Origin of the sequence: Clostridium algoriphilum (assembly GCF_020443705.1) — a bacterium.
Taxonomy (GTDB): Bacteria; Bacillota; Clostridia; order Clostridiales; family Clostridiaceae; genus Clostridium_AD; species Clostridium_AD algoriphilum.
The window spans coordinates 100,982-125,782 of sequence record NZ_JAIZZK010000009.1; the positions used below are offsets into that span (position 1 = coordinate 100,982).

The 24,801-nt window shown below is 28.5% G+C and carries 25 protein-coding genes; 20 read left to right on the forward strand and 5 right to left on the reverse strand.

Going from position 1 to position 24,801, the window contains the following annotated elements; translation table 11 throughout:
• Positions 1-6: 6 nt before the first annotated feature.
• From LGK95_RS09100 to LGK95_RS09155, 12 genes are all read left to right on the forward strand, one after another.
• Entirely contained in the window at positions 7-696 is a 690-nt protein-coding gene (locus tag LGK95_RS09100) for an ABC transporter ATP-binding protein (protein WP_226124299.1), read from the forward strand.
• 196 nt (positions 697-892) lie between these two features.
• A complete protein-coding gene (locus LGK95_RS09105) occupies positions 893-1,354 on the forward strand; it encodes a hypothetical protein (protein WP_226124300.1) in 462 nt (153 codons plus the stop codon).
• Positions 1,355-1,357: 3 nt separating this feature from the next.
• Positions 1,358-3,331 (forward strand): hypothetical protein, encoded by a 1,974-nt coding sequence (locus tag LGK95_RS09110; RefSeq protein WP_226124301.1) that lies wholly within the window; start codon positions 1,358-1,360, stop codon positions 3,329-3,331.
• 481 nt (positions 3,332-3,812) lie between these two features.
• Positions 3,813-4,157 carry a CagC family type IV secretion system protein gene (locus tag LGK95_RS09115; RefSeq protein ID WP_226124302.1) on the forward strand — a complete coding sequence of 115 codons (345 nt, stop codon included), beginning with the start codon at positions 3,813-3,815 and terminating at the stop codon, positions 4,155-4,157.
• Positions 4,158-4,181: 24 nt separating this feature from the next.
• The gene (locus tag LGK95_RS09120) at positions 4,182-4,598 is read left to right on the forward strand and encodes a hypothetical protein (protein WP_226124303.1); all 417 of its coding nucleotides are present in this window, start codon (positions 4,182-4,184) and stop codon (positions 4,596-4,598) included.
• Positions 4,582-5,190, forward strand: coding sequence for a TrsD/TraD family conjugative transfer protein (trsD, locus tag LGK95_RS09125; RefSeq protein ID WP_226124304.1), 609 nt, complete (start codon positions 4,582-4,584; stop codon positions 5,188-5,190). Before LGK95_RS09120 ends, trsD begins: the two co-directional genes overlap by 17 nt.
• A gap of 13 nt (positions 5,191-5,203) precedes the next feature.
• A complete protein-coding gene (locus LGK95_RS09130; protein ID WP_226124305.1) occupies positions 5,204-7,201 on the forward strand; it encodes a VirB4 family type IV secretion system protein in 1,998 nt (665 codons plus the stop codon).
• Positions 7,202-7,207: 6 nt separating this feature from the next.
• Positions 7,208-8,446: a type VII secretion protein EssB/YukC gene (locus LGK95_RS09135; protein ID WP_226124307.1), complete on the forward strand. Its 1,239-nt coding sequence runs from the start codon at positions 7,208-7,210 to the stop codon at positions 8,444-8,446.
• Positions 8,443-9,408, forward strand: a complete 966-nt coding sequence (locus tag LGK95_RS09140; RefSeq protein ID WP_226124308.1) for a bifunctional lytic transglycosylase/C40 family peptidase — start codon at positions 8,443-8,445, stop codon at positions 9,406-9,408. Before LGK95_RS09135 ends, LGK95_RS09140 begins: the two co-directional genes overlap by 4 nt.
• Before the next feature lie 14 nt (positions 9,409-9,422).
• A complete protein-coding gene (locus LGK95_RS09145) occupies positions 9,423-10,004 on the forward strand; it encodes a hypothetical protein (protein WP_226124310.1) in 582 nt (193 codons plus the stop codon).
• 11 nt (positions 10,005-10,015) lie between these two features.
• Positions 10,016-11,836, forward strand: a complete 1,821-nt coding sequence (locus LGK95_RS09150) for a VirD4-like conjugal transfer protein, CD1115 family (protein ID WP_226124312.1) — start codon at positions 10,016-10,018, stop codon at positions 11,834-11,836.
• A 12-nt stretch (positions 11,837-11,848) separates the two neighbouring features.
• A complete protein-coding gene (locus LGK95_RS09155; protein WP_226124314.1) occupies positions 11,849-12,682 on the forward strand; it encodes a conjugal transfer protein TrbL family protein in 834 nt (277 codons plus the stop codon).
• Between the two features lie 158 nt (positions 12,683-12,840).
• Here LGK95_RS09155 and LGK95_RS09160 read toward each other — a convergent pair whose 3' ends face one another.
• From LGK95_RS09160 to LGK95_RS09170, 3 genes are read right to left on the reverse strand one after another with little or no spacing between them, the layout of a single operon-like run.
• The gene (locus LGK95_RS09160) at positions 12,841-13,092 is read right to left on the reverse strand and encodes a GerMN domain-containing protein (protein ID WP_226124335.1); all 252 of its coding nucleotides are present in this window, start codon (positions 13,090-13,092) and stop codon (positions 12,841-12,843) included.
• A 15-nt stretch (positions 13,093-13,107) separates the two neighbouring features.
• A complete protein-coding gene (locus LGK95_RS09165; RefSeq protein ID WP_226124316.1) occupies positions 13,108-13,989 on the reverse strand; it encodes an aldose 1-epimerase family protein in 882 nt (293 codons plus the stop codon).
• A 29-nt stretch (positions 13,990-14,018) separates the two neighbouring features.
• A complete protein-coding gene (locus LGK95_RS09170; protein ID WP_226124318.1) occupies positions 14,019-15,125 on the reverse strand; it encodes a DUF362 domain-containing protein in 1,107 nt (368 codons plus the stop codon).
• Positions 15,126-15,576: 451 nt separating this feature from the next.
• Here LGK95_RS09170 and LGK95_RS09175 point away from each other — a divergent pair, with 451 nt between their 5' ends.
• The 4 genes from LGK95_RS09175 to LGK95_RS09190 all read left to right on the forward strand — a co-directional run bounded on the left by LGK95_RS09175 (position 15,577) and on the right by LGK95_RS09190 (position 19,004).
• On the forward strand, positions 15,577-16,218 hold the full coding sequence (locus LGK95_RS09175) for a hypothetical protein (protein ID WP_226124320.1): 642 nt from the start codon (positions 15,577-15,579) through the stop codon (positions 16,216-16,218).
• Positions 16,219-16,527: 309 nt separating this feature from the next.
• Positions 16,528-17,544 (forward strand): leucine-rich repeat domain-containing protein, encoded by a 1,017-nt coding sequence (locus tag LGK95_RS09180; RefSeq protein ID WP_226124322.1) that lies wholly within the window; start codon positions 16,528-16,530, stop codon positions 17,542-17,544.
• A 253-nt stretch (positions 17,545-17,797) separates the two neighbouring features.
• Positions 17,798-18,184: an SMU1112c/YaeR family gloxylase I-like metalloprotein gene (gloA2, locus tag LGK95_RS09185; RefSeq protein ID WP_226124324.1), complete on the forward strand. Its 387-nt coding sequence runs from the start codon at positions 17,798-17,800 to the stop codon at positions 18,182-18,184.
• 181 nt (positions 18,185-18,365) lie between these two features.
• A complete protein-coding gene (locus LGK95_RS09190; RefSeq protein WP_226124325.1) occupies positions 18,366-19,004 on the forward strand; it encodes an ATP-dependent Clp protease proteolytic subunit in 639 nt (212 codons plus the stop codon).
• A gap of 81 nt (positions 19,005-19,085) precedes the next feature.
• Here LGK95_RS09190 and LGK95_RS09195 read toward each other — a convergent pair whose 3' ends face one another.
• Positions 19,086-19,712: a CAP domain-containing protein gene (locus tag LGK95_RS09195; protein WP_226124327.1), complete on the reverse strand. Its 627-nt coding sequence runs from the start codon at positions 19,710-19,712 to the stop codon at positions 19,086-19,088.
• Positions 19,713-20,013: 301 nt separating this feature from the next.
• Here LGK95_RS09195 and LGK95_RS09200 point away from each other — a divergent pair, with 301 nt between their 5' ends.
• Positions 20,014-21,669: an oleate hydratase gene (locus tag LGK95_RS09200; protein WP_226124328.1), complete on the forward strand. Its 1,656-nt coding sequence runs from the start codon at positions 20,014-20,016 to the stop codon at positions 21,667-21,669.
• A gap of 224 nt (positions 21,670-21,893) precedes the next feature.
• Here LGK95_RS09200 and LGK95_RS09205 read toward each other — a convergent pair whose 3' ends face one another.
• Positions 21,894-22,697 carry an MBL fold metallo-hydrolase gene (locus tag LGK95_RS09205; protein WP_226124329.1) on the reverse strand — a complete coding sequence of 268 codons (804 nt, stop codon included), beginning with the start codon at positions 22,695-22,697 and terminating at the stop codon, positions 21,894-21,896.
• 306 nt (positions 22,698-23,003) lie between these two features.
• Between LGK95_RS09205 and LGK95_RS09210 the strand changes: the two genes are divergently transcribed.
• From LGK95_RS09210 to LGK95_RS09220, 3 genes are all read left to right on the forward strand, one after another.
• Positions 23,004-23,375: a CoA-binding protein gene (locus LGK95_RS09210; protein WP_226124330.1), complete on the forward strand. Its 372-nt coding sequence runs from the start codon at positions 23,004-23,006 to the stop codon at positions 23,373-23,375.
• A 263-nt stretch (positions 23,376-23,638) separates the two neighbouring features.
• The gene (locus LGK95_RS09215) at positions 23,639-24,361 is read left to right on the forward strand and encodes a replication initiation protein (protein ID WP_226124331.1); all 723 of its coding nucleotides are present in this window, start codon (positions 23,639-23,641) and stop codon (positions 24,359-24,361) included.
• A gap of 296 nt (positions 24,362-24,657) precedes the next feature.
• A partial coding sequence (locus tag LGK95_RS09220; protein ID WP_226124336.1) for a 4-hydroxyphenylacetate 3-hydroxylase N-terminal domain-containing protein occupies positions 24,658-24,801 on the forward strand: 144 nt, incomplete at its 3' end.

Below are 24,801 nucleotides of genomic sequence, written 5' to 3' on the forward strand. Positions count from 1 at the left end.
AATCCTATGAGTATAATTGAAGTTAATAATTTAAATAAATCATTTAAGGTAGGAAAAGAAAGCGTTAAGGTGCTAAAAAATATAAATTTTAACGTTGAAAAAGGGGAGTTTATATCAATTATGGGACCATCCGGTGGTGGTAAGTCAACCCTTTTATATTTGCTCGGAGGATTAGATAAACCAACTTCAGGAACAGTGTGCATAGATGGCAAAGATATTAGTAGAATAAAGAAAAAAGAAATAAGCTGGATGAGAAGAAATAAGCTGGGATTTGTATTCCAATTTTATAATCTAGTGCCAAACCTAAGCGTAGAGGATAATATAATGCTTCCAATAATATTAGATGGCAAAAGGCTTAAAGATTATAATAAAAAGCTTGAGGAAATATTAGATATAATTGGTATGCAAGACACGAGAAAGTTGACTCCAAGGGAATTATCAGGAGGACAGCAACAGAGGGTTGCTATAGCAAGAGCCTTAATTTTTGAACCGGAAATAATATTTTTGGATGAACCAATTGGAAACCTTGATTCAAAAACTGGGACAGATATAATGAAGTTATTTAAAAAGATAAATCAAGAATACGGAAAAACACTGATACAAGTAACTCACTCGTCTGATGCTGCCCAATATGGTACATCTATAATAAAATTAATTGATGGAGAAATAGTTGATAGAGAAGAACTTGTGGAATAAGTTGTATAATAAAGGTTATAGTGAACCAAAAAAAACCATCTGAAATCAGATGGCTTTTTTTATACTAAAATTTGCAGAACACGGTAATATATCATCATATACCTCAAATTGACTTCATGAATTACCTAGTATACAATCAATTTATACAAAAGTAAATTACTAATAATTTAATAAAATACATATGAGGTGGTAGACGATGATTTTAGATAAAAGCACAGGAGATTTAATAATTGATGAAAATCATATTATAAAAGCGGGAATGTCTATAGAGGAAATCAAAAACTCTAATATTAAAGATCTGTTAACAGAAGATGGAAAAAGGAACTTAGAAGCTGAGAGACATCCGTATCTTTTATTAAAAAGGATAGTTGTCGATGGTGCTGATGTAGATATAAATTTAAATATCTTAAGTAATAAAGTCATAAAAATTACATTTAATGTAGATGATGCATCTAGAAAATGCCATTTTAATCAAGATTATGTTGAATTTGGAGAACTAGTAGAAAAAAATAAAGCATTGATGAGAAAAATGTTAGACGTTAAATACATAGATGAGGATGTAGATTTTCAAGGTGGATATGCTGTGCTTGATTCAGAAATAAGAAGTCCTAGTGTACGCATTAGAATTAATTATTTATATGAAAACGAGGCTAAGTAGAGTATGAAATATAAACCCTATCCTGTTTTATTCAACAAAATGTTTCAAGGACAAAAATGGTATATAGGTGTAGATAATTTAAAAAATTCTACTTTGAAAAATGGAGAATTAATTGTTGCGCTTGAAATGCCAAATGGTGGAGGTAATTATTTCTTACCATTAGAGGAATTTAAAAAATTAAATCTAGATGTAACAGCTTTATGTCAAGGAGTTCAAGTTAGTGCTTGGTATGATGAAATTGCTAAAGAGAATATAGCTAAGTATAAGCCTACTGCCAGGTTATATGCTGTAAACCTTCAGGTAAAGATAGCTGTTGGTGATACCACTGCAAATCCTCAATATGGTCTAGGAGGAATAACACAAATATTAATTCCGCATGGCTTAGAAATAACAAAAAATGCTTACAAAAATTTCGAGAATCCAGATTATACTAAAAATATTACACTAATTCCTATAAATTTAAATGACTATAAACTAGATACAAGATTGTTACGGAGTACACAATATAAAATAGAAGAAATAAGTAACTTATATAAAGAAAATATAAATAAAAAAGATGGTTATATCGATCTTAAGAATAAGGATATATCTTTAGATGTATATAAAGCGATGGATGAAAAAAGAATTGTTCATGAACAAATTGTAACATATAATTGTTTAATGAAAGAATATACAGATGAATTAAAAAATCCTGAGATGGATTTTAAGTATATTGAAGAGTTAAAAGTAAAATTAAACAAATTTGAAAAGAAAATTAACAGTGAAAGAAATATACTTAAGGATCAAATTATTGAATTACGAAATACCCCTGATTTATTAAATGGTATTTCAAAGGAAAATATTGAACATTTACTTGATAGTGAAAATAGTTGTCCTAAATATACTTTGGAGCAGAAGTCTTATTTAGAAAATAAATTACAATTCCTTGAAGATAATCTTAGTATAGAAGAAAAGATTAAACTTAATGTAGATATATCAGAAAAAAAAGATAATACTAAATGCTTCAAAATTGTTGCATCTAAAGAACAGGAAATTAAAGAAATGTATACAGATGTCACTAGGGAGTCTGATTTGAAAGTAAAGGCATTAGATCATCGTGAATTAATACATACCCCTAATGTAGATCCTTTTAAAAAAGAATTACTTTGTACTCTAAAGGCGAAAGACAATTTAAATATTATAGCTATCCAAACAGATGATTCAAAGGTGAAAAAAATTTGCAGTGAAAAGTTAGCAGAAGTTGATAGTAATCTAGAAAAAGTAGAAGGTCAAATATCTTTAAGAGGAGTAATTGACAAAACAACCTTTGATGAAAAAATAGATTATCTTAAACAAAAGGTAAACAACCTTCAGAGATATTTACCTGAAAATAAAATGCTAAATAATGATAATAAAGAAAAACAAATAAATGAACTAAGTATGGATATTCTTGAAAGTAATAAAATTGATGGGTGCAAATTCCTAAAGACTATAAATGAATTTTGTGATATAAGTTCTACGATAATAGCAGAAGAAACAGAAATTAGAGAAATGTCAAAAATTTATAAGCAAATAGATATACTAGAAAATGATGAGATCGATTTAGCTGAAATTAAATGTGATTTGGAAACAATAGATAAGTACAAGCCTATTGTAGAAAAATACAACCAAAAAAAGTCTTTTAAAAAAGCCTTTGAAAATGAGCACATTAATGAAATATCAAAGTACAATAGAGCTGAAAAACATTTAGAATCCAAAGAAATAACAAATTGGGATCAATATAATAAAGCTAAAGAAATTCACAATGAAAAAGAAAAAGAATTAGAAAATAAAAAATCTCTACATAGTAAAATCACTAATAAATCTGCTATAGATCAACGATTAGAACTATCTAAGTCTAAGAAGAAACAAAGGGAATTCATTACCCCCCCAAGTAAACCAATAATAACAAAAGTAGTTAGTCATAAATATGATCTATCATTGGAGTGTAGCTTATAATATTAATTTAATATTTAGGGTTATGGGTACGACAATGATTTGTGTAAAAATTCAGCCACTTAAGCCACTAAATTCCTATTTGAAGAAATACTGCATTATTCAGAAAAATGAATATTGAGGTATTTTATTTTTTTGTCGTATTACAATAAAAGCATATAATGGAATATATTTAAATTAAGTCCTTTTATGTCGAAAAATGATTATTATTTCCATGGAATTTCTTGCTTTATAATCGGCGGTAATGCATAATAAGAGTATAGAAAGGTAGCAAAATAGCCTGATTGGAGGAGATGAAGCAAAACAACCTTATAAAACATATAAGAAAAGAAAATATTGAAAATTAAAAGTTAAAATAGCGAAACATGTAGTATTTTAAACTGTTTGCAAGATAGACATTTTGTATAAAAAAGTAGATTGCAAGTATTAAAGTGAAGATTGATGTATAGAATATTACATCAAATATAGGAAGGGGTAAAAAAAGATGAAAAGCAAAAACATGAAAAAAATCAAGAGCAGTTTAGTTGCTGCATATGTGGCAGGGGTATCAATTATAAATTCAATACCAGTTTTGGCAGCAAGTGATGAAGCAACAGTAACAGCTAAAGTAAATCAAGGATTATCAGTAATTCAAGGGGTTCTAACAGGTATTATTGTTGTAGTTGGAGTTATAGCAGCACTCAAGGTAATTATATCAAAATTGCCAAGTTTAGACGATCCTCATGTGAAAAACGATATGTGGAAAAGTGTAGGAACAATAGGTTTAGCAGTTGCAGTTGGTGGGTCTTTAGTATGGCTAATTCCTTGGATATATGGTTTGTTTCAATAAGAAAAAATAAATGAGGTGAATGATTTGGAAGATAAAGAGGGCTTAAAAAAAGCTTTACTTGAATTATTGGGAGAAGAAGAAAATGGAAGAACAGGAAAAAGGTTTTTTTTTCCTGGTAATGTAGAAAAGGGATATAACATAGTGCAAGGATTATCTGTAACAGATGTTGCGAAGTTTATAGTACCTTCATTATTATTATCTACAATTATAGTGGTTATACCTCCATATAGTAGTGTATTCTTTTGGATAATAAAAGGTATATTTGATTGTTTAATTTTATGTACAGGCTTTGTTATGGCAATTTTAAGACCTATTAAAAACAGGAGTAATATAAAGTGTTTGGATTATATAAAAATGAGAATTTCATTTTTAAACAAGCAAAAGATGTATTATATAAAGCCTAAAGAAAGGGGGAATTTAAGTAATGGCACAGGAAAATAAAAAATTATATTTACAAGATATAAGCCCTATAGAAGGAATATATAGTGATTTTGTACTGCTAAAAAATAGCGAACTAATTGTAATGATAAAAGTTGAAGGGGTAAACATGGATCTTCTTGCAGAATATGAACAAAACAGTTTATTCGAAGATTATGGGGCTTTTTTAATGTCAAATAACAATGAAAGTTTACAAACTGTAAGCATGACAGTTCCATTAGATTTAAAAAGATATAATCTATATTGGAAAAAACGTTATTTAAGTATTAAAAATTCTAAAATGGAAAACTCCGAATCAAAAAAACATTTACAACAATTAATTGCAGCTAATTGCATGCATTATCAAGATATAGAATTAAATTCAGAATTAACAACACAACAACATCTAGTTGTATTAAGTCAAAAAATACAGAAAAGAACATTAGTAGAGTTAAGTAATGCTGAAAAGGAATTAAGAGAAAAAATGTCAAAGGTTAAAAATTCACTAGAATCAATGCTTGAATCTCATGATGTAAGCTTAGAAATATTAAGTACAAAAGAAACTATTTCGACGTTACATAGATTCATAGATTTTAAATATTCAATATATGCTTAGGACGGAGGGAAAAATGAAATTATTAAAAAGTAAAAAAAAGAAAGAAGTAAAAGAGCAAATAAAGGAACCTGTTAAAAAAGACGAAATATCGGGTTTAATTGATGCAACACCAATTGATGCAATTTACCCTTTTATTTATAAAGAAAATAAGGATTGTGTAGAAATGGGTGGCAATTATATAAGAGTAATAGCTTTCACCTCGTACCCTAATGAACAAAAGGGAAATTGGTTATCAGATCTAAAAAGAATGAAGGGTAATATTACAATAAGCCAATACATAGAACCAACAGATGCATCAATAATGCTAGAGCATTATAATTCAAGTTTTAAAAATAAAGAAGCAGAATTATTAAAAACACATGACCCCCAATATAAAATAAAATTAAAAAAAGAAATGAAAAGCGCTGCTTATCAATTGGAAGAAGCTTTGAACAATAAATCAGGATTTGTGTACATTTATACATATATTTTAATACAAGCACAAGAACAAGAGGAACTTAAACTATTAGAAGAAAAGATACAGCGTATCTTAATGAAACTACATATAAAAGGTATAGTACCATACTACCAAATGAATAATGCTTACTGGTCAGCTTTACCATTAAAACAAAATTTACTAAAAGAATATACTTATCAAATGAGCAATACAACCGCAGCAAGTAGTTTTTTCCCTTTTGATGACAGCGAAATTTGCGATTTATCGCCAAAGTCACAAATAGAAGGAATTAATAAAAAAACTAATTCCTTAGTAGCAATTAACTATTTAGACGATAAAAAAACATTAAATCAAAATATGTTTGTAATTGGAACAAGTGGAGTTGGAAAAACAACATATTTAAAAAGAAAAATTATAAATTTAATAGCCCAAGGTAAAAAGATATATATTATAGATCCTGAAAATGAATATACAGATATCGTAAATTATTTTGGCGGTACTGTAATTCATTTGAGTTCGGTGTCAGAAACAATAATAAATCCATTTGAAATTTATTCAGATGAATTATCGGATGATGAAATAATAAAAAACATAAATAAAGAAAATAGAATCAAGAATTTAATAAAACAAAAATGTCAAAGACTAAAGGGCTTTTTTAAAGTTATCAAAAGTGATATGAGCCAAGTAGAAGCATCCATTATAGAAAGCTTAGTATTGAAATTATATGTTAAGTTAGAAAAATGCAAAGATCTTAAAAATATAACACATGAAGATTTTCCTATATTAGAGGATCTATATAAATCTTGCGAAGCGTTAAAGATAGAAGACACTGAAAAGTTTTCGCTTATAAGAGATTTTTATTACATACTGGAAAGTTATGTTTATGGCTCAAATTCATTATTTAATGGGTATACAAATATTGATTTATCTAGTGAAATAGTATCATTTGATTTATCGGCATTACAAACAGAAAAAGATGTTCAGGGTGCTTGTTACTTAAATATATTCTCTTATTTATGGGACGATATAACAAAGGTTAAGTCTCAAAGCTCAGAGTTAAAAAATGATTATGCTGCATATATGTTTATAGATGAATTTCACTTTTTATTAAAAAATCAAGAATCATGTGATTTCTTTTTTCAAGCATATAAAAGGTTTAGAAAATATAAAGCAGGAGCAATAGCTGCAACCCAACAAATTAATGATGTCTTGAAAGCAAATTATAGCGATGGAGATTTAGGAACTGCAGTTGTTGAGAACTCATTCACAAAAGTTTTCTTTGGAATTGATAATAAGGGCGTTGATGATTTAATTGAAAAACTAAAACTTAATTTTTCAAAGCCTGAAATATCATTACTTAGGGCTAAACGACAAGGTGAAGCATTAATGATTTATGGAACAAAACGTGTTTTTATGAAAATAGAATTAACAAAAGAGGAATTAAGATTATGTAATCCCAAAAGATATACTGAAAAATATGAAGAAGATGCAAAAATCCAGCCTGATTATGAAAAGGAACTTTATATAAGTCCTCTTGAAATTGAAGAAGTAAACAATTATGACGGAAGGGAATAATAGGATATGAAAATCACGTTAATGGAAGATGCCACATTGTATATAAAAGCAAATAATCAATGCAAAATTGAATTAGGAAATAACATTGTGTTATTTGAAAATGACTTTGAACTAGAAGAATTAAAAAAACAATCACCTTATTTTTTTGCATTAAAAGATGTAGCACATGAAAATAACAAATGTGTGTTGAATTACGAAATAGAAGAAGGATATGAATCATTTTTTAAAGCAAAACAATATTCAGAAGTTATAAGGCTTTCAATACTAGAAAAGGTGTTAGAGATAGATCCATTAAATAATTTCACGGAAAAAGTTTTACTACACCCAAGAAATATATATTTTAAAAATTTTAAAACAATAAAGTTTTTGTATAGGAGTAATCAATTTTTGCCAAGTGTTAAAAATTTAGCCGAAATTGATCAATATAAATTATTAATTTTATCCATGCTTAGTAAATACTCATATGAAAAGTTTAAAATTAAAAAAATAGAGTTATTAGAAAAAGAAAATGATAATTTTTTAAATGTAATTGAAAATGCGAATACAGTTTCAGAATTACATGAATTAATAAGAGAAAAGTTATTTAAAGATGAAACAAACTTTTTTAGAAATTTAGAAGAAGATAATAAAAAAAATAAAATAAATAAAATACAATCAAAACTTATTGTTGGCGGCGTAATTATTGTAATTGTAGCAATCGCAATAATTATAAATATAGTACAGATTAAAAATTATAGAATTTTAGCAGCCCAGCAAATAAAAAGTGCAAATAATAGTCAACAAGCTTATGAATGCCTAGCAAAAGGTGAAAATGATACAGGGATTAAAAAACTAAAAGAAACTAACCCAAGTAATAATGAATTAGCAGAAGCCTATTTTATAGTAGGAAAATATGATAATGCAATTAATACTAACAAAGATTGTGCAAAAAAAGTTGTATTAAAATTATATGAAGATAAGGAAGAAAAGAAAATATTAGACCTTAAAACAAAAAATAAATATATTGAAGTTGAAAGAGAAATTTTAAGTTTTAATAGAAATGCTTTATTGCTTGATAAAGAAATTGTGCAAGATGAAGAACAGTTGTTAAGAATCGCTAATGTTTTCTTGAAAAATAATGACATAGCAAATGCAAAAGGAATAAATACCAAATTAAATAATGAGCTGTTAAAAAATGAAATACAAAAATCTGAAAAAGCAGTAATAGATAAAGCTAAAGCCACTAAAGAAGCTGCAGCTAAATGAAGTTTAAATTAATTAAATTTATAATTGGGTTAATTATTTTTCTTTTAGTTGTTATAATGGCTATTTTTGGAAATGGAAACGCTGGGTCTACAGGAAAAGCAAAAGTTCCTGATAAAATATCAAGATGGAGACCTATAGTACAAGAATATTGTAAAAAGTACAAATGTAGTGAGTATGTAGATTTTCTATTAGCTTTAATGTATCAAGAAATTGGAGAGACAGATACACTTGATGTTATGCAAAGTTCAGAAAGTATAAACCTTTCACCTAATACAATAAAAGATCCAATTCGAAGCATTGATTCAGGAGTCAAACATTTTAAAAGTGTTCTTGATTATGGAAATAGTAAAGGTGTTGATTTCAAAACTATAGTTCAAAGTTATAATTTCGGTAGTGGATATATAGATTATGTAAGTAGCAATGGTAAAAAACATACTAAAGAGCTTGCAACAAGTTTTTCAGCAAAAGAAGCGTCAGTATATGGTTGGAGTAGTTATGGTGATGTAAATTATGTTGATCATGTAATGAACAAGGTAGACAAGCCTGTAGAGGGTGAACACAATACAAATATCGCACTAGAAGATACTAAGTATACTGATTTGATGAAAGTAGCTTTAAAATATGAAGGTCGACCATATGTATTTGGAGGAAGTAGCCCAGCTCAAGGTTTTGATTGTTCAGGCATAATTCAATATGCATATTCACAGGTAGGTGTTAAATTAAGTAGAACAGCACAAAATCAATTCGATCAAAGTACAATAGTTCCATCTAGTGAAGCAAAACCAGGTGATTTAGTGTTTTTTACAGGTACTTATGATTGTCCTGATTATATTACACATGTTGGCATATATGTAGGAAACAATAAAATGTATCAATCTGGTGGTTCTGGTTTAGGGTATATTGATTTAACTAAACCGTATTATCAAGAACATTTAGTTGGAATTGGAAGAATAAATAAATAAAGTGGGTGGATCAAATGCAAAAAAAAATAATTTCAATTGTAATAACATCAATTGTAATAAATTTAATATTTATATTTGTGGTAATTGGTCAAAAAATAGATGTTAAAAATAAAAATGATGAAATAAGAACATTAACTTCTAAAAGTGAAAATTTAAATAAGAAAGTAAAAGAATATGATACAAATAGTAATACTCAAGCATTATTAACTGATGAGAAAGTAAAAAATAATATAGGTAATTTCATTGATGCCCAGTTTAATTATACTAACAAAAATTATAAAAATCGATTTGAAAATATAAAAAAATATGTAACAACTGATGTATACAATGCATTAAAAGGAGCGGGAAATATAGAAGCACCAACGACAAGTATTCAAAGTAAAGTAGAAAATTTGAATATTTATTTAACAACAAATAACAATCAAGCAATTACCGCATTAGTAAATATTACGACAACATATTCAGTTCAAGGAGTTGAAGGCAAACCAATAAATCAAATTTATGAACTGGAGTCAAAAGAACAAGAAAAAGATAAATGGATGATAACAAAATGTACTTTAATGGGTAATTTCCAACCATATTCAACAAATAAGTAAGGAGTGAGAAAATGAAAAAAATAAAATTCTTTTCTTATTTAATAATGACTTTGATGTTAGAAATAGTTGTTTTATGTGTATCAGTTGCAATATCAACACTTGAACAATATAAAGTTAAAAATATGACATCGGAAATAATGAAAGAAAGATTTTTAAATTTATTGTTTCACCCAATTAGTTCAATATCAGAAATGATAAGTGGAAAAAATTCAGTTATAATTATTGGAACTATAATAGTTTTATTATATATGATTTATATAATTTATAAATCATCAGACAAAGACATTTACAAAGTTGAAGAAAAATATGCGGTACATGGTTCAAGTCGATATGCTAATAACAAAGAAATATTTGTTAAAAATGAAACTATAGGTGTTCCAGTGAAACAGATGTTTAAAGATTTAGAAAGTAGCATGGAAATAAAAAGTGAAAACATTGAAAAAAAGAATGAGTTTAACTATTCTTCAACAAGTGGTGGTATAATTCTAGGAATAAAAGACGGTAAAGTTTTAATTCAGCCAACTAATTCAAAATTACCTAACCGAAATCATTTTGTAGTTGGGGGTCCGGGTTCTTTAAAAACTCAAAGTTATATAATTTCAAATGTTTTGCATGAAAAAGAGTGTTCAATTGTAGTAACAGATCCCAAAGGTGAAGTTTATGAATTGACCGCAGAAGTAAAACGGAAACAAGGTTATGAAGTCCACGTAATTAATTTTGATGATATGAGATATTCAGATAAATACAATTGTTTTGATTATGTAAAAAAAGATAGAGATGCAACGACAGTAGCCAACACATTAGTCGCAGCAAAAAACAATCCCAAAAATAAAGATATTTGGTACAATTCACAAGTAAGTTTATTGAAAGCATTAATTTTATATAATATATATGAAATGCCAAAGGAAAACAGGAACATAACAGGGGTACTAAACTTTTTACAAGAGTTTGACCCTGAAGCGGATGAATCAGGAGTAAGCGAACTTGACGAACAATTTATGAGATTAGATAAAAAACATCCAGCACGTAGAGCATACGAATTAGGGTTTAAAAAATCAGTAGAAAAGACAAGAAGTAGTATTATGATCTCATTATTAACAACTATAGGAGATTATGTGGATGAAGAAGTTGCAACATTTACAGAAAGTTCGGACTTCTATGTAGGAGATATAGGAAAAAGAAAAATCGCATTATACGTAATAATCCCAGTAATGGATAGCACTTGGGAAGGACTTATAAATTTATTCTTCAATCAAACTTTTCAAGAACTTTATACGATTGGGGCTAACAATAATACAAAGTTACCACAGTCGGTTATATTTTACTTAGATGAATTCCCCAATTTAGGACGTTTGGATGATTATGAAAGATTCTTAGCCACTTGCAGAGGATATGGTATTGCTTGTTGTACTGTTTTACAAAACATAACTCAATTACAAGATAGATATGGTAAAGAACAAGCAGAATCAATTTTAGGAAACTGCGGCGTTAAATTATGTCTAGGCAATGTGAATGATACAACTGCGGAATATTTTTCAAGGTTAATAGGTAAATCAACAGTAAAGGTCAACACTGGGTCAAATTCAAAATCACGTGGAGAAAAGAAGTCAAGTTCATCATCCAAAAGCTTTTCTTACACAGGTAGAAATTTAATGAATGCGGATGAAATATTAACGATGAATCCAGATGAATCTATATGTATTATAACTGGAAAGTATCCAATGAAATTAAAGAAAACAAAGCAATTTGAACTTTTCCCCAATATAACTAGCAGGTACAGAATAAGTCAAAAAGATTATAGAAGAGTAACAGAAAGAAAATTCGAACTATAATAGGAGGTAATTATGGATATAGGAGCTTCAATTAATAAATATTTCCTAAGTTCTATAAATCAAGTTTTAGAACAAGCAGCAAATTTCATTGCAAAAATACTTTTTGAACCAAAAGAAATGCCTGATTTTTTCAAAAAAGTATATTTAGTTTTTCTTGGAATAGGTATAACAATAATGAGTTGTATTATAGCATTTAAAATAATCCAATACCTGGTAGATGTGAGTAATGACCAAACACAAGCAACAATATGGGAAATAATCACTAGGGCTGTTAAAGCCTCTTTTATGATTGTTGCAGCTCCAACATTATTGCTATTAATAATAGGAAAAGTAGTTTATCCACTCGGAGATTATATGTTTAAAAATGTATCGAAAGATTTAGCAGCTTCAACTGGTAAATATATACTAAGCATTGGGGGTTTATTTTCGCAATCCAATAGCTTTGTACTTATATTAATGACTTTATTTATAACAATAGCAGTCGTAAGTTTTTTCTTTAAAATGTGTATATATCATGCAGATTTAATTCTATTACAATTACTATCTATTTGGGCTGCAATATCAATGTGCGCTGATGACAACAATTATATGAGTGTTTGGTGGAGAGAAGTATTAAGCCAAATTTCAACAATACTCGTACAAACCTTGTTAATGGGAGGAGTTACAACAATTTTGGCAAGTAGTTTTGAATGGTATAATTTAATGCTACTAATCGGATTTTGCTGTCTATTAATAAAAGGTCCAAGTGTTTTACGGTCTATGTGGTATACAACAGGAAGTGGGAAAACTGCTGTGTCTGCCGGGAAACTGGCCACAAGAAAACTAATGATGAAAGGTGGGCTTTAAATACAAAATTAATAAAAAAAATTATACGTCAATATTATTATAATATTATTTTAACATATCAAGGTAAAATGAAAATTAATCCAAGCAATACTGTTAGTACTCCAATATAACCTAAAAAAAGGGATTGCTAAAATGCAATCCCTTGGACTTCCTTATAATTATTTAGTATTTTTGTAATCTAGAATAAAAGCTTCATCATTTTCCATTAAAATATGACCAGAACTATAAGGCTTACATTCTACGGTTATATAATCTTTTTTCACCATATAATAATCACCCAGTGTATTAGTAATGCATTGTAGTATCTGACTTTCGTAACCACTACCAGCATTCATTTCCTGTGTGAATTCTTTTGAAAAGTCCACGTATACCATATTATCTTTATTTAAATAAAGACTTTTTATTGTTATAGTAAATTAAACCAATTATGTTATTGTTATTTCATAACTGGCATTAAATTCTTCACCAACTTCTATTTTGTTAACACCAAGTTTATTCTTAAAAACGTTTGTGGAATCCTTTAAATCTGCAATGCCATACCAAGGTTCAATACATACAAATGGGGCCATTGTATTAGTTTCTGTGTAATAGGGTGACCATATGCCAACGAAAGGAAAATCTTTGAAAGTAACATTAAGAGCCATATCATTATTCGTAGATTTTAATGTTACTTCATCAACTCCATTATAAATTAAGGCATCATTTTTGAATACTTCTGGTTTTATAGAAATATATTCAGGTGCTTTAACTTTACTTTTCCCCTTTATATAAGGAAGTTCAAATGTATATTTTTCTACATCTTCTTTAGTTTTAAAAGCTAAATAATAATCTTCTAACTTTTCATCGGATTTAAAAGGTACATTAAAAGCAGGGTGAGCTCCTATTGAAAAATATATAATTTTAGAATCAATATTTTTCACATTCCAAAGCACCTTAATACTATTATCATGTAATTCATAAGTAATTAGTAATTCAAAATTATAAGGAAATCTTTTTCTTGTATCTTCATTGGCAATTAAAGAATATCTTATACTATTCTTATTTTCATTTATTAATTTAAATGTACAATCTCTTGCAAAACCGTGCTGATTCATATTAAAAATTTTATCATCTATGAGTGTCTCGTTATCTTTAAGTCTACCTACTATAGGGAATAATATAGGCGATTTCCTTCCCCAATAGGTTGAGTCACCACTCCATAGGAAATCTAAATTATGTTTTTTCGAGAATAACTTGTTGAGTTCTGCTCCATGCTCATTAACTTCTATAAGCAAACTACTGTTTTCTAATATACTGATAAAGGCCACCTCTTTCTAAAAATATTATTTTATATTTTTTATATTTTAATTAATTCATATTCCTTACTGCCAAGATTTAACTTTACAGCATGGTCAATTGCAACTTTCCAATCAGTTTCAGGGCTCACATCAGTGAAATGGTCATGATTCTTTTTACCACCTTTATCGAGAAGACTTCCGGCTATAATAGGTTGTGCATTTACCGCATCAGCACAAGCAACATCTAGTGCAACAGGATCAAAGGAAGCAAACATACCAACATCAGGCACAATTGGTACATCGTTTTCTCCATGACAGTCACAGAACGGAGATACATCAATAACCAGACTGATGTGGAAGTTTGGACGACCATTTACCACAGCATATGAGTATTCTGCAATTTTTTTATTCAAAATATCATTTGATTCATCTGATGCAGGTAAAACAGCATCCATAGGACAGACACCAATACATCTACCGCAACCAACACACTTATCGTGATTAATGGTAGCATTCTTCTCTGTTACCGTAATAGCGTTGTGAGCACAGTTTTTGGCGCATTGACCACAGCCTATACAGTTGTCGCGAGAAATATATGGCTTTCCACTGCTATGCATCTCCATCTTACCTGCGCGGGATCCGCAACCCATACCTATATTTTTAAGCGTACCACCAATACCAGTTGCTTCATGTCCCTTGAAATGAGTAAGAGAAATAAATATATCTGCATCCATGATGGTATGTCCAATTTTCGCCTCTTTCACATATTCTCCACCCTCAACAGGAATTAAAACCTCATCAGTGCCTTTCAATCCATCTCCAATCATCACATGACAGCCTGTAGAAAATGGAGAAAAACCATTAACATATGCAGAATCCAGATGATCAAGTGCGTTTTTTCTACCACCAACATATAAAGTATTACAATCAGTCAGAAACGGTTTTCCACCCATTTCCTTCACGATATCCACCACTGTTTTAGCATAATTTGGGCGAAGGTAGGCTAGATTGCCTGGTTCTCCAAAATGAATTTTAATAGCTGTAAATTTTTTATCAAAATCAATTTGATCAATACCAGCTTTTTTGATTAGACGACTCAATTTTTGCTGCAAATTTTCTTTCATCGTCGTGTGCATATCAGTAAAATATACCTTTGATTTTTCCATGTTTAATAACCTCCAAGATTTAAAAAAAATTATATTTTAAGAATTAATTTACAAAAAGGGTTCTATAAAAAACATTATATTAACCTTAAGTTATTTCTTTCTATTATATATGATTTTTTTAAAAAAAGAAAATATGCACCTTTACGGTAGATACTATACAAAAGGAGAGTAAAGGGAGCACTAAGTTATTTAACTAGCGTTTCAGCTTTTAATGAAACTTTTAAGTTTGAATAATTTAATATAATTTCAAAGCTATAAATTTATCCGCTTTCTGAGTTGTTACTGTAAATGGTTTTTCAACCAAGGCTGCTAATACAATGTTGTATTGTATATTGTGCACAATACAGGCGATAATATAAAAAACTAAAAAAATATTTATAAGTAAAGAAGGGTTAAATAATTTTAGTTACGAGATTGAAACTATTACATAATTGGTGGGGGTTATTCTTTTATGTCAGATATTTGGATGTGTGTAAGGAATATACGGGGTGCTACAGAAGGTAAGTTATTTTTGGGATACGGAGATATTTATAAAGTAATCGAAAAAATTAGATTAACTAGAATGGATAAAGAAATAAGACTATTCGTAAGTAATGAAGAAATACATAAATTCTTTAAGAAAGTAGAAAATAGCTATTCAGTATATGGAGTATGGACTGCAAAAAGTTATAACAATTTCTTAAGAAAATTACTCAACATTAAGTTAAAAAAGGAATTAGGTCATAGCAGAGTAAATCTAGAGGTTTTTGATAAATATACTCTTTATAGAATTTATACAGAATTATTATTATGTCTTTATAAAGTAAGATCAAATGAATTTCTTATACAATTTTCTACAATAATAAGATATCAATTAGAGTCACTAAAGATGATTTATGAGAATAAAGATTTAGTTGATTTTGATGAGGAGTTCGAGCAAACAGTAATACAGTTTAAAAAGATATATGAGTTCTGTAAGTCAATGGAATCAAAAGCTGAGTTAATTGAATTAGATTATAGGGGTAAAGTAATAAAAGAATTAATGGTAAAAAGAAAAGAAATAAATAGATTAAACATATTAATGTTAGATGAAATCAATAAAATGAAAGATTAATTAACCACAGGAAAAAAGCCACTTAAAAAGTGCCTTATATTAAAATCAATTAAAGGCGTGTAACGTTGAATAATTTGCATTAATGTTACAACGATTACATAAATTGATATTAGAACATAAGATTTTATAATATTAATATATCACAATTGCTGTGAGTGGTTAATATACTATACTGTATGAAATTATTTTGATGTTAATAAAGGGGGAACTCTGATCAGTTTTATATAAAGGAATTTATAATTTTGCTTATTAAAATATATATTATGCTTTATATATATTTTAAAGTATTATGTAGGGAGGTATTGTGGCGTGGTAAAGAAAAGTGTATTAATCTTTATTTGTATTATTATGATGATTGCAGTAGGATGCAAAAGAGAAGAGAGTATAAAGATACAGGATATAAATCTGGAAAACGTTGTAAGGAAGATGATAGATAAACCAGAAGGAAAAATATATAAAAGAGATGTTAAAGATATTACAGCATTAGATGCTACGGGAAAAAACATTAAAGATATTTCCGGAATAGAAAATTTGGTGAATCTAAAAACTCTAACTCTAGAAAAAAATAGTATAAGCAATATTGAGCCTTTGAGTCTACTTAATAACTTAGAAGAACTCTGCCTTGATAATAATGATATTAGAGATATTAGTGCATTAGAAAACATAACAAGTATAAAGAGCATTAGCTTAAGTTCCAATAGAATTGATGATATAAGTGATCTGAAAAATTTAACAAATCTTGAAAAGTTAAATCTAGATAGTAATGAAATTATGGATGTAAGTCCATTATCAGGAATGAGTTATATAAAGTACATTAATTTAAAGAGTAACAAAATAAATAATATTGATAAGTTAAATAATTTAAAAAATTTAAATTCGTTATATCTAGCGGACAATTCAGTTACAAATTATAGCGGAATAAAAGGTATTTATGATAAGATTAAAAACAAAGACTTTAAGTTAGAGGAAGCAAAAGTAGAAAAGCCAAAAGTTGTTGTTCAAAAAGAGGTTGTTGTTCAAAAAGAGTATGTTGTTCAACCACAATATCAGGTGCCAACATATGTTGCGCAGTCAGATTATATTTTTGGCTTTAGTGATAGCAGAATTATAACTGATTATGAAATAAATAACTTAGATTATAATTTGCGAGAATATGCAAGAAATGAGATATATGCAAGATATGGATATGTCTTTAGTATGTCTAGATTCAGAGATTACTTTATGTCAAAATCATGGTACTCACCCAATCCTAGTTTTAATATAGAAACACAAATGTTAACCCCAGTAGAAAAGGCAAATATAGAAATAATTAAACGACACGAGTAAGATATAAGTTAATTTAACGCACATAATAAACCAATATGATGTTTGTTAAAATAAGGAAATCGCTTTAATTAGTGATTTCTTTATTACTTTTATATATGTGAAATTACATAATTAAGCACCTTAGAGTCTGTGTTTAATGGTATAATAGCCCTTAATGTTAAGACTTAATTGTAATTATTTAATTAAGTGAATGTATGTAAAATTCTCAGTCGAAAGAAAATGCTAATATAATGTAAAATCAGGAGGTATAATAATGAAATTAAACAAGATTCATCATATAGCTATCATTTGTTCGAATTATGAAATATCAAAAGAATTTTATGTTAATATTTTAGGCTTGAAAATCATTAACGAAATATACAGAAAAGATAGAGAATCATATAAGCTGGACTTAAGTGTTTCAGAGGATAATCAAATAGAATTATTTTCTTTTCCACAATCACCTAAAAGGTTGAGTTATCCTGAGGCAATAGGTCTAAGGCATATTGCTTTTGAGGTAGATAATATTGATATGGTAATAAAAGAATTGAATGATAAAAATGTGATTACTGAACCAATTAGAATTGATGAGATTACGGGTAAAAAATTTACCTTTTTTAGTGATCCAGATGATTTACCTATAGAATTATATGAAAAATAGTGTTAAGACTTATCATTATCCACAATATAAAGAGCAGAGATGCTTTTTTTTTGTTATAGTCCCTTTGCTTTAATAAAGAAATATAAAATAAAATTATATGAGATTGAATGTAGAAAAGGTTACCCGCATACATATAATATAATATACATTAAATAATAATATAAAGGAAGCAGGGTGAATTATGGTTGTAAAAAAAGACTGGGATATATTCTTTGATGATGAGGTTAAGGAATTAACAAAATTAAATCTACCAAACCCAGATACCTTAGATTATTATGAGAGAACTATAAATAGAGAAATATTTTGGAACTTTGATATTGATGATAGTTTGGTTGATTTTTCACTAATGATTATAAAGTGGAATAAACAGGATAAAGGTAAAGCTTCTAACGAGAGAATACCAATTAAGATTTTAATAAATTCTAATGGTGGAGAATTACCAGCAGTACTAAATTTCATAAATGTTATCCAAATTTCCAAAACACCTGTGTATACAATTGGGTTAGGTAAAACATACAGTTCTGGTGGGCTGATGTTATTGGCAGGTTCAAAAGGCCACAGATATATATTTAAAGATACAACAGCTCTTATTCATTCTGGTAGTACAGGTGCCATGGGTAATACAGATAAAGTTTTAGATAATTTTGAGTTTACACAAAGACAAGAAAAAAGAGTAAAAGATTTTATTGTAGCAAATACAAATATTACAGACAAACTCTATACTAAAAATTATAGAAAAGATTGGTGGCTAATGTCTGATGAAATTATTTCACTAGGACTTGCAGACAAGATTATAACTGACTTAGATGAAATATTTTAATTTTCCTTCTGCAGCATATAAAAATAGGATAACCAAACTGTCATAATGGCAGAGTAGTTATCCTTATTATTATTTAGATGGTTATTTACCTATAAACTGTTGAGTCCAATAGATGGTTCCATCTGATTTTTTTGCTACTCCTACGCCTATTTCAGTGTAGTTTTCACTTAAGATATTTGCTTTATGACCTGCAGAGTTCATCCAACCAGTCATTACAGAAGTTGGTGTTGGCTGACCGTAAGCAATGTTCTCGCCAGCAGACATATACTTAACTCCGAAATTTTTCATCATATCAAACGGTGAACCATAAGTTGGTGATGTATGAGAAAAGTAGTTTTTGTCAATCATGTCTTGTGATTTATATCTAGCTACTCTTGAAAGTTCCCAGTTAGCCTTTAATGGAGCAAGTCCAACCTTTGCCCTCTCTTTATTAACTAATACTACTACTTGTCCTTCGAGTGTTGTAGCTTCATTTAAACTAGGTACTTTTATTATCTGACTAGGGGAAATCTTGTTAGGATTAGTTATTTGAGGATTAGCAGCTATGACCTCAGAAATGCCTACCTTAAACTTAAGACATATTTTCAACAGGCTATCCCCTGTTTTGACAGTGTAGTTAGCAGTATCCTGGGCATATACTACTGAACTGATTCCTGTTGTTACTAAAATACTTAAAGTTAATATTAATGCTTTTAATGCTTTCTTCATCTTATGTACCCCACCTTTTTAATTTTAAAATACAAAATAAACACTGTTTTGTATATTTATACACTTATTCTATCATCTAAGTTAGGTTTGTACTTTTTTTATTACTGGGATATATGGATTAATATTCAACTTAAAACCATACACTTTAAGATAAATGTATGGTTTTTAGACAATTATATGAAGTTGATTGTATGAAATCTTCCTATTTGGATTTATATTATAACTATAATAAATAGTTTACATGATAAGAACAAATTTTCTAAGACAATTTATATTATAAATTTAAAATGGAGGTTTTAATATGAAATTTAACTTTGATCAAACTATTGATGTAGAAAAAACAAATGCTTATATGGTTGGTGCTGGACTTGCATCACTTTCCGCGGCAGTATTTTTAATTAGAGATGGACATGTTCCGGGAAAAAATATTCATATATATGAAGAATTAAACATAACGGGTGGTAGCATGGATGGAAATGGTGATCATGAGCACGGTTATGTAATCCGTGGTGGAAGAATGTTTGATAGGGAAGCTTATGCTTGTACTTTTGGAGTAATGGAAAGTATTCCTTCATTAACTGATCCTAAAGTTTCAATACTTGATGAATTTAATGCTTTTAATAAAAAAATTCATACCCATGCAAAAGCTAGATTAATAGATAATGATGCTAAAATAACTGATGTATCATCTTTGGGACTTGATCGCGAAGATAGAATGGCATTAATGGATATATTAATTAACCCTGAAGATTCTTTAGGCACAAAAACTATTAAAGAGTGTTTCCCAGAACCATTTTTTAAAACAAATTTCTGGCTCCAGTGGACTACACTCTTTGCATTTGAGACTTGGCACAGTGCTATAGAACTTAAGAGATATCTTCATAGATTTATCCAAGAATTACCACGTCTAAAAGATTTATCTGGAATACGTCGTACACCATACAATCAATATGATTCAATGTTATTACCTATGACAAAATGGTTAAAGTCACAAGGTGTTAATTTTGAATTAAACTGCAGAGTTACTGATTTAGAATTTAAACCTCTAGATAAGCAGACTACAGTTACAGCATTTATATGTGAAAAAAATGGAAACGAAACTAGAATAGAGGTTGGAGAAAATGATTTTGCTTTTGTTACTATTGGTTCTTTAACAGCTGGTACTAGCCTTGGTTCAATGACTACAGCAGCAAAAATTAATGACAAACATGTGGGCGGTGCATGGGAGCTTTGGGAAAAAATCGCGAGCGGTCGTCCTGAGTTTGGTAATCCTAGAGTTTTTGATGAACGCGTTGAAGAATCAATGTGGCAGTCTTTCACAGTTACTCTTAAAGACCCAACAATGTTTAAGAAAATAATAGAATTCTCAGGAAATCAACCAGGAACTGGTGCTCATATGACATTTAAAGATTCAGCATGGCTCATGACAATAGTTCTGCATAATCAACCACATTTTCTTAATCAACCTGATAATGTACAAATTGTATGGGGTTATTCTTTGTTCCCATATGCAAAAGGTGATTTTATAAAGAAGAGAATGGTGGATTGTACTGGTGAGGAAATATTAACTGAGGTATTATATCACTTAAACTTTAAAGATGATATGGAAAAAATTCTAAAAACATCTATATGTATACCATGTATATTGCCTTTTACAACAGCACAATTTTTAACTAGAGCAAAAGGCGATAGACCAGCAACTATACCAGAAGGTTCAACTAATTTAGCATTACTTGGACAGTTCTGTGAAATAGCAGATGATGTAGTATTTACTATGGATTATTCAGTGAGAGGTGCACAAACTGCTGTTTATAAATTCTTGAATTTAAATAAACGAGTTACTCCTATTTATAAAGGACAGCACGATATTCGTGTAATAATTAATTCAGTCCTTGAACTGATGAAGGATGATAACCTAAGTAAAGAATTAGCAGCAATAAAATCTTTGTTAAAATAGTTTTAATAATAGAATGAGTCATAAGCTTTTAAAGTAAAAGCTTATGACTCATTTTTATTATATAACGGTGATTTTCTAATTCAATTTAATATAGGCAATGTTATATAGAGCTTTTTATGTATCTAATTTTATGAGTTTCAAATAGAAAAAAACGTAAGTCTAATGTTTATTTATAACTTTGAAGGTTAGTTTTGCAAATGAACAATAATCAGGTAATTTTAATATTACAATTCAATAATATCTAAATCATCAGGAACAATAATATTTCCTTTAAAAAACATGCTGCCCTCATCTGTATATAGTTTCTTTTTATTCAATATGTTTGTATCTTCAGTATGAAACATAATTATGTTTTTTACATTCAGTGTGGATGCATTTTCACAAGCATCCTTTACTGTAGCATGATGTTTTTCATATGGTTTAAAGATATCGTTCTCTGAATACAAACAAAACGCTTCATGAAAAAGGTAATCCACATTATTGGCATATTCAAATAGCTTTTCATTGTAAGGTTCATCTCCTAAAAAAGCTAACTTTTTTCCGCTTTTGAGTATTGTATTAAAGCCAAACTGAAGTTCTTTAGTACTTTTAATATCAAAAAATTCTATATTCCAATCTAGTATAGTTAATTTACAGTTATCGTAAATTTCATTGAATAGTATTCTATTTCCAATGTATTTTGTAAATTTTTTATCTAAAAGCAAGCTACTTATTGTATTTATTGCCTCAATATTATACTTATGACAATAAATTGTTAAATTACCTTCATATTTTCCATTAGTAATTTGCTGAGCTACAGCTCTAATAATCCATACAATACCAGAAATATGATCGTTATGTCTATGAGATATAAAGACATGGTGAATTTTATTGATACCTATATTTAATTTTTCTAGGTTTGAAAGTATGGTATTACCGCCACCCGTATCCACCAATAAATGTTCTTTTTCGTTTGAAATGGTAAAACAAGTGTTATAACATTTTGTAACCATAGCACTACCAGTACCTAAAATATTAATTAATTCCATATATTTATCCTCCAACATTAGGTCTCTTTAGAATTAAACCTATTATTATACATCTACTTTAATTTGTACTATAATTATGTATATACATTATTATTGCAGTAAGAAACATATTTATCAATAGCTTATGCTGCTTTTTTTAATATTATAATATTGGGTTAGAGTAAAATAAATATTTTACTGTATAAATTACTGAAACGTACAAATGCTATACGAAATTTGATAAACAGGTACCAAAGAAGGTAGTAACAAATATTTTAATAAATTTATATAATAGAGAGATACTAATTTTGCTAGGAGATGATAATATTGAACGCTAATGAACTTTTAAATTATACAAACTGGATTGTGGTTGGGGATGTATTAAACCCTTTAAAATATGCTTATAAGATATTAAATTCCTTGAAGAGAGATGGATTTAATGTAGTGGGTGTAAATCCATCTGCTAAAAATGAAGGAGTTTATAACAGTCTAAGAGATATACCATACAAGGTAGAAGTTTTAAATTTATGCATTAATCCATATAAAGGTATTAAAGTCCTTCAGGAAGCTCATGAGTTGAAAATAGACAAGGTACTTATTCAACCAGGAGCAGAAAGCCCTGAAATACTTAATTTTTGTAAAGCAAATGGAATGCTAGCGATAGAGGGATGTACTTTAATAGAATTATCAAGAAAATAATATTCTATTTATAAAGCTGCTTTAACATTTATTATTTACGTATTTTTTAGATTAATAGAACAAAACTATAATGTCATGTTTAAGCATAGAGGTAGCTACTATCATACTATGGACAGATGTGCATAGTATGTACTTTTTTAAAAAATTGATACAGATAAAAAATTACATCGTAAGTGTGAAATAAAAAGACATAAAGGGGTTGGCTTCAACAACATTGACAACTTCAAATCTTCCAAGTAATATATAATTACAGAGGTGATATTTTGGAAACTCAAAAAACACTAAAAGGAGATTCTTGGATTTGTAAAGATAATGAACTTATTAATGCAAGTTATAAACTGAATATGAGAGAATTTAAATTAATATTGGCTATCGCTTCAATGGTTAATCCTATTGATGAAGAAAGTAAAGAATACATAATAAGTATTAAAGAATTTGCCAAACTCTTAGAAGTTGAATTAAGCACAAATAAGAATTTCTATAGTAGAGTTAAAAGGGCAAGTGGGCTATTGCTAAGTAAAAGAGTAACTATTCATGAAAATGATGGTGATTTCCAAACAGTATGGCTTTCTGAAATAAAATACTATGATAATGAGTATAAAGTCGGTGTGAGCTTTCATCCAAAGCTTAAAAAATACTATTTACAGCTTCAAAACTTTGCCGAAGATCATTTTAAAAATATAACAAACCTTAATAGTGAATATAGTTTAAAGCTCTATGAATGTTTAAAACAATATGAACAAATAGGGGCAAGAACATATGATCTTGTAGAATTGAAGAAATGTTTAGGCGTGCAAAAACAATATGATAGATATTACAACTTAAAACAAAGAATAATACTTGTAACACAAAGAGAAATTAGTGCAAAAACAGATATATCTTTTGAATTTGAGGAAATAAAAGAAGGTAGAAATATTAAGGCTATTAAATTTTACATAAAAAAGAACAAAAATAACAAGGGTATGGATGAAGTTTGTGTCAGTTAGATTAATACAACGAAAAGTGGGAGACGGGAATAAATTTTCGTCTTCCACTTTTCTTATTTTTACCAATTTAATACTATTTGGGTATATCCAAATAACTACAAATAAAGAATATAAAACTACGTTGACAACGACGTAGTTTTATAGTAAACTAGGGGTACAGCGGTGAAAAAGTAATGGTCAGACCACTGTAGCTCAAAAATTTAAATGGACTAAAATAAGTTAATAAAAACTCATGTTAAAATTCTAACAATATTAATAAAGTTATACAAAATATAAATTTGAAAGGAATGATTTTAATGGGATTAATGACTGGAGAACAATACGTAGAAAGTCTTAGAAAACTTGAATTAAAGGTTTACATGTTTGGAGAATTAGTTGAGAATGTAGTGGACAACCCTATAATACGACCTTCAATGAACTCAGTTAAAATGACTTATGAT